The sequence below is a fragment of the Burkholderia sp. Se-20378 genome (assembly GCF_017104665.1).
GTDB classification, from domain to species: domain Bacteria; phylum Pseudomonadota; class Gammaproteobacteria; order Burkholderiales; family Burkholderiaceae; genus Burkholderia; species Burkholderia lata.
Window position 1 is genome coordinate 1 of record NZ_JAAGPG010000555.1, and the last position, 5,058, is coordinate 5,058.

Consider the following 5,058-nt stretch of genomic DNA (forward strand, 5'->3'; position numbering starts at 1 on the left):
TAACGATGCCGACCGTGCGCTGCTGGCGCAGGCCGATACGTTCTTCGTCGCGAGCGCGAACACGTCGGCGGACGCGGGCGCCGCGCGCGGCGCGGACGTGTCGCATCGCGGCGGAATGCCGGGCTTCGTGCGCGTCGACGATGCGCGCACGCTGACGACGCCGGATTTCAGCGGCAACCGCTTCTTCAACACGCTCGGCAATTTGCAGCACGATCCGCGCGCGGGGCTGCTGTTCGTCGATTTCGACAACGGCGACCTGCTGTATGTGGCTGCGCGCGCCGAGATCGTGTGGGACGGGCCGCTCGTCGCGTCGTTCGACGGTGCGCAGCGGGTCGTGCGGTTCCATGTGCGGGAAGTGCGGCGCATGCGCGCGGTGCTGCCGTTCCGGTGGTCGGCGGTCGAGCGTGCGCCGCAGTTCGCGGCGATGGCGGCGGGGGTAGGGGCAAACGCAGTTGCAAGCGCAGGCGCAGTTGTGGTGCCGTCCGCATCCGCATCCGCATCCGCATCCGCACCCGAATCAACATCGGCATCGACGACCGCATCGACATCGGCACCCGCATGGCGGCCGCTGCGCATCGCGAAGATCGTCGACGAAGCGCGCGCGATCCGCTCGTTCCATTTCGAACCGGTGGACGGCGGCACGTTGCCCGCCTACGAAGCCGGGCAGCACCTGACGCTGCGCGTCGCGCTGCCGGGCAGCGATTCGCCGGCGATTCGCAGCTACACGCTCTCCGATGCACCGGGCGACGCGCATTACCGGATCACCGTGAAGCGCGAAGGGCGCGTATCGGCGTGGCTGCACGATCACGCGCAGGCGGGCATGACGCTCGACGCGCAGATGCCGCGCGGCCGCTTCTCGTTCGATCTCGCGAGCCCGCGCCCGGCCGTGCTCGTGTCGGCCGGTATCGGCATCACGCCGATGATCGCGATGCTGCGCCGTGCGCTGGCCGACGATCAACCGTCGCGTCGCGTGGTGTTCGTGCACGGGGCGCGCGAATCGGATGATCGACCGTTCACCGAGGCGCTGGCGCGCGTTGCAGCTACCGACGAGCGGCTGTCACTCCACTGGTTCGACAGCCATCCTCACGAAGGCTCGACAGCACATGCCGGCCGCATCGACGTTGCCCAACTGAAGCGGATTCTTTCGTTCGACGATTACGACTTCTACCTCTGCGGACCGTCTGCGTTCATGCGCGATTTGTACGACGGACTGCGCGCGCTGAACGTACCCGACGAACGCATCCGTTTCGAGGCATTCGGGCCGTCGAGCGTGGTACGCAGCGCGACCCGCACGTCTGCTACGCCGGAGGTGGCGAGCGTGCCGGTCGTATTCCGGCGCACCGGCCGCGAAGCCGCGTGGGTGCCCGCCGACGGCACCTTGCTCGAATTCGCGGAGGGGCAGCGCGTGGATGTGCCGTCCGAATGCCGCTCCGGGTCGTGCGGCACGTGCGCGACGCGCGTGCTGTCCGGCGCGGTCGACTACGAGCAGGCGCCCGATGCACCGGTCGAGCCCGGCTGCGCGCTGCTGTGCGTCGCGCGGCCCGCGCAAGGGTCGGAACCGCTCGTGCTCGACCGCTGACGCACCCTGCGACACGCCGCCGCAGATGGCCTGCTGCGCGAAAAGCGCGCGCAACTGCTTCTTTTTTCGGATGCCGGTCGGATCGACGATAGCGTCAACCGATAGATGAAAGGAGCGCAATCATGAAACTGCTCGGCATGATCAAACTGGTCCTGTGGAGTTTCTTCGGCGTACGCAACAGCAAGGCGCACGCGACCGATCTCGCAAACGCCAACTTCACGCTGCTGCCGTTCGTGGCGATCATCCTCGCGGTGCTCGTCGGGGCGGTCATCTACGGCGTCGTGCACCTGGTCGTCGATCCGACCGTGACGATGCAGGGGTTCTGAGCGGCCACCCGCCGGATCGCGAGCGGGAGAACGTTCCCGCTCCGAATTCCAGCCATGTGACCGGCGCGCAACTGCGCCGGTGATCGAGGCGGCCGCGCATGACGTCAGTCACGCGCACATCGGCACCGTCGCCGTGCCGCCCGAGTACCACGTTCCCGATTCCCGCCTTCGCCGCCACCCGTTTCGCCCGATTCCAGGGCGGCCAGCCCTGTCCGGGGTAAAATGCGCGCCGCGCCGCGATGTCGCGCGCGACGGGCACGCCGCCGTTCCATCGAACGGTGCGCGCAAGTACGTCGCGCCGGCCCCGAGGCGTTCGAAGCGTCCCCCCGCATGACCAGACCGCGCGATGCAGCCGGCGCCCGACACGCCCCCGACGAACCCGTCGACGGCTGCGTCGGTTCCCGGTGCGTCACCTGAATCCGAGTCCCATCCTGCGTCTTACCGACCGAGCGGCCCGCTTGCGCGCCGTATCGTCCGGTTCGTCTGATGAATATCGGGCCGGCGCATGCGTCCGGCGGAGGGGCTAGGTCCGGTCGCGGGCACGCTTCGCAGCTTCGTAACGGGTTTCGACAGGGTCGAGTGGCGAGTTTTCCATCCAGAACAATGACGGTGAATAGAACAACAGCGTCGCCCGCACGGCGGCGGCGCGCGAAGGTCGGGCTTGGCGTCGGTCTCGGCATCACGCTTTTCGCGGCACAGGCCGCCGCGGCGCAGGGCGACACGCCTGCGCCGGACGTCGACGCAGCCGGCAGCGCGACGCTGCCGACGATCACGGTGAGCGGCGAGCGCGGCAACGCGCTGCGCGTACGCAACGCGTCGGTCGCGGGCTTCGACGACACACCGCTGCGCGACACGCCGGCATCGGTGAGCGTCGTCACGCGCGCGCAGCTCGACGACCAGCAGGCAAAGCGACTGAGCGATGTCGTGCGCAACGACGCGTCGGTCGTCAACGACTATGCGCCGGTCGGCTATTTCGAAGGCTTTGCGATCCGCGGCTTTCCGGTCGATCTCGCGAGCGCGATCCGGATCGACGGGCTGACGGTGTCCGGCGAGCAGAACGTGCCGCTCGAGAACAAGGAGCGCGTCGAGATCCTGAAGGGGCTCGCCGGCATCGACAGCGGCGTCGTCGCGCCGGGCGGCGTGATCAACTTCGTGACGAAGCGCTCGGCGAACGTCGCGAGCGTGACGGGTGGCGTCGACAGCCGTGGCTCGACCTCGGCGGCCGTCGATCTCGGCCGCTGTTTCGGCCCCGACAACCAGTTCGGCTTCCGGATCAATGCCGCGAAAGAGAACATGCACTCGTACATCGACGGCACGAACGGACGGCGCACGTTCGGTTCGATCGCCGCCGACTGGGACATCAGCCCGCGCGCGAGCCTGCAGCTCAATGCCGAATTCCAGCAATGGATCCAGCGTTCCGCACCCGGCTACCAGCTGCTTGGCGGCACCGTCGTGCCATCGATCAAGACGACGTCGAAGGCGCTCGGCACGCAGCCGTGGGCGAAACCGGTGACGACCGACGCGCTGAACCTGAACGCGCGCTTCGACTATCAGTTCAACGACGACTGGAAGGCCTATATCGCCGCCGGCCGCAGCCGCACGATGATCGACGACAACAGCGCGTTCGCATACGGCTGCTCGTACGCGGCGAGCTGCACGGCGGGTGCGACGTCACCGTTCTTCTTCGGCGCGAACGGCGACTACGACGTGTACGACTTCCGCAGCCCCGGTGAATATCGTCGCAACGACGACCTGCGCGCGGTCACGACGGGCAAGTTCGCGACGGGCCCGCTGCGGCACGAGCTGACGCTCGGCGTGAGCGTGCAGCGCCGCGTCGTGAGCATGGCCGACGCCGTGTACGACTACGTGGGCAGCGAGAACATCTACGGGCCCGATACGACGTTCTCGCCGTCGCCGAATTCGCCCGGCCCGTCGTATCCGCGCCTCGATGCGTGGCAGTACGGCGTGTTCGGGCTCGACCGCATCAGCATCGGCGAACACTGGCAGGTGCTCGCGGGCGGCAAGGAAGTGCTGCTGCGCCAGCGCAGCTGGAGCAGCCTCGACGGCGAGACGACGCATACCGACCGTTCGGTGTTCCTGCCGCAGGTGGCGCTCGTCTACAAGCCCGTGAACGTGCTGTCGCTGTACGCGTCGTACAGCAAGGCGCTGTCGCTCGGCGACCAGGCGCCCGTGCGCGCGACCAACGCGTATGCGTTCCTGCCGCCCGTCGAATCGCACCAGTTCGAGGTCGGCGCGAAATACGACTGGCTCGACCGGCTGAGCCTCACGGCCGCCGTGTTCTCGATCAGCAAGCCGTTCCAGTTCGCCGACCCGGACGCATCGGGCACGAGCTACACGTTCGTGCAGCGCGGCACGCAGCGGCACCAGGGGATCGAGCTCGGCGCGGCCGGACGCGTGACCGAGCGTCTGGGGCTGACGGCCAGCGTCGCGGCGATTCGTGCGCGTGCATATGATTCGGGTTCGCCGGCGTACGAAGGGCACCAGATCATCAACGTACCGGCGCTGCGCGCGTCGCTGTATGCGGACTACGCGGTGCCGGGCGTCGCGGGGCTGAACGTGCTGGGCGGCGTCGAATACAGCGCGGCCCGCAACGCGAACGAGGAGGGCACCGCGCGCGTGCCGTCGTGGTTCGTGTTCAATCTCGGCGCGCGCTATACGACGAAGATCGGCGGTCATCGCACGGTGCTGCGCGTGTCGGTCGACAACCTGTTCAACAAGTTCTACTGGCGCGACGCGGGCGAGCAGCAGGGCGATGCATACCTGTTCCCGGGTGCGCCGCGCACCGCGCGCGTGTCGTTGACCTATGATTTCTGACCGTCCGGAACCGGCCGCGTAACGCGCGGCCCCGGCAGCTAACCTGGAGAGCACAGACGATGTCCCCACTCGAAATCGCCGGCGTGATCGTCAGCGCGCTCGCGATCTGGCTGACCGCGAAGCGGCGCATGCTGTGCTGGCCAGTCGGGCTCGTGTCGGTCGCGCTGTACGGCTGGATCTTCTTCGACGCGAAGCTGTATTCGGACATGCTGCTGCAGGGCGCGTTCGCGGTGCTGCAGGTGTACGGCTGGCAACGCTGGCTCGCGCAGCGTGCGAGCGAGGCCGACGGCAGCGCGGCGCCGGCCGGCGACGTGGCGC

The 5,058-nt window shown here is 68.3% G+C and carries 4 protein-coding genes; all 4 read left to right on the forward strand.

Features of this window, described 5'->3' with window-relative positions; genetic code table 11:
• On the forward strand, positions 1-1,579 hold a 1,579-nt coding region (locus G3N93_RS33490; RefSeq protein ID WP_206134883.1), incomplete at its 5' end, for a 2Fe-2S iron-sulfur cluster-binding protein.
• A 122-nt stretch (positions 1,580-1,701) separates the two neighbouring features.
• The gene (locus G3N93_RS33495; RefSeq protein WP_174916090.1) at positions 1,702-1,905 is read left to right on the forward strand and encodes a DUF2970 domain-containing protein; all 204 of its coding nucleotides are present in this window, start codon (positions 1,702-1,704) and stop codon (positions 1,903-1,905) included.
• Between the two features lie 603 nt (positions 1,906-2,508).
• On the forward strand, positions 2,509-4,740 hold the full coding sequence (locus G3N93_RS33500) for a TonB-dependent siderophore receptor (protein WP_206134884.1): 2,232 nt from the start codon (positions 2,509-2,511) through the stop codon (positions 4,738-4,740).
• Positions 4,741-4,799: 59 nt separating this feature from the next.
• Positions 4,800-5,058, forward strand: a 259-nt coding sequence (gene pnuC, locus G3N93_RS33505) for a nicotinamide riboside transporter PnuC (protein ID WP_206134886.1), incomplete at its 3' end; no start/stop codon positions are given.

What these genes read in the sequence shown, in the direction of transcription:
- G3N93_RS33495 (WP_174916090.1), top strand. Translation starts at nt 1,702, where the DNA reads ATGAAACTGCTCGGCATGATCAAACTGGTCCTGTGGAGTTTCTTCGGC.
- G3N93_RS33500 (WP_206134884.1), top strand. Translation starts at nt 2,509, where the DNA reads ATGACGGTGAATAGAACAACAGCGTCGCCCGCACGGCGGCGGCGCGCG.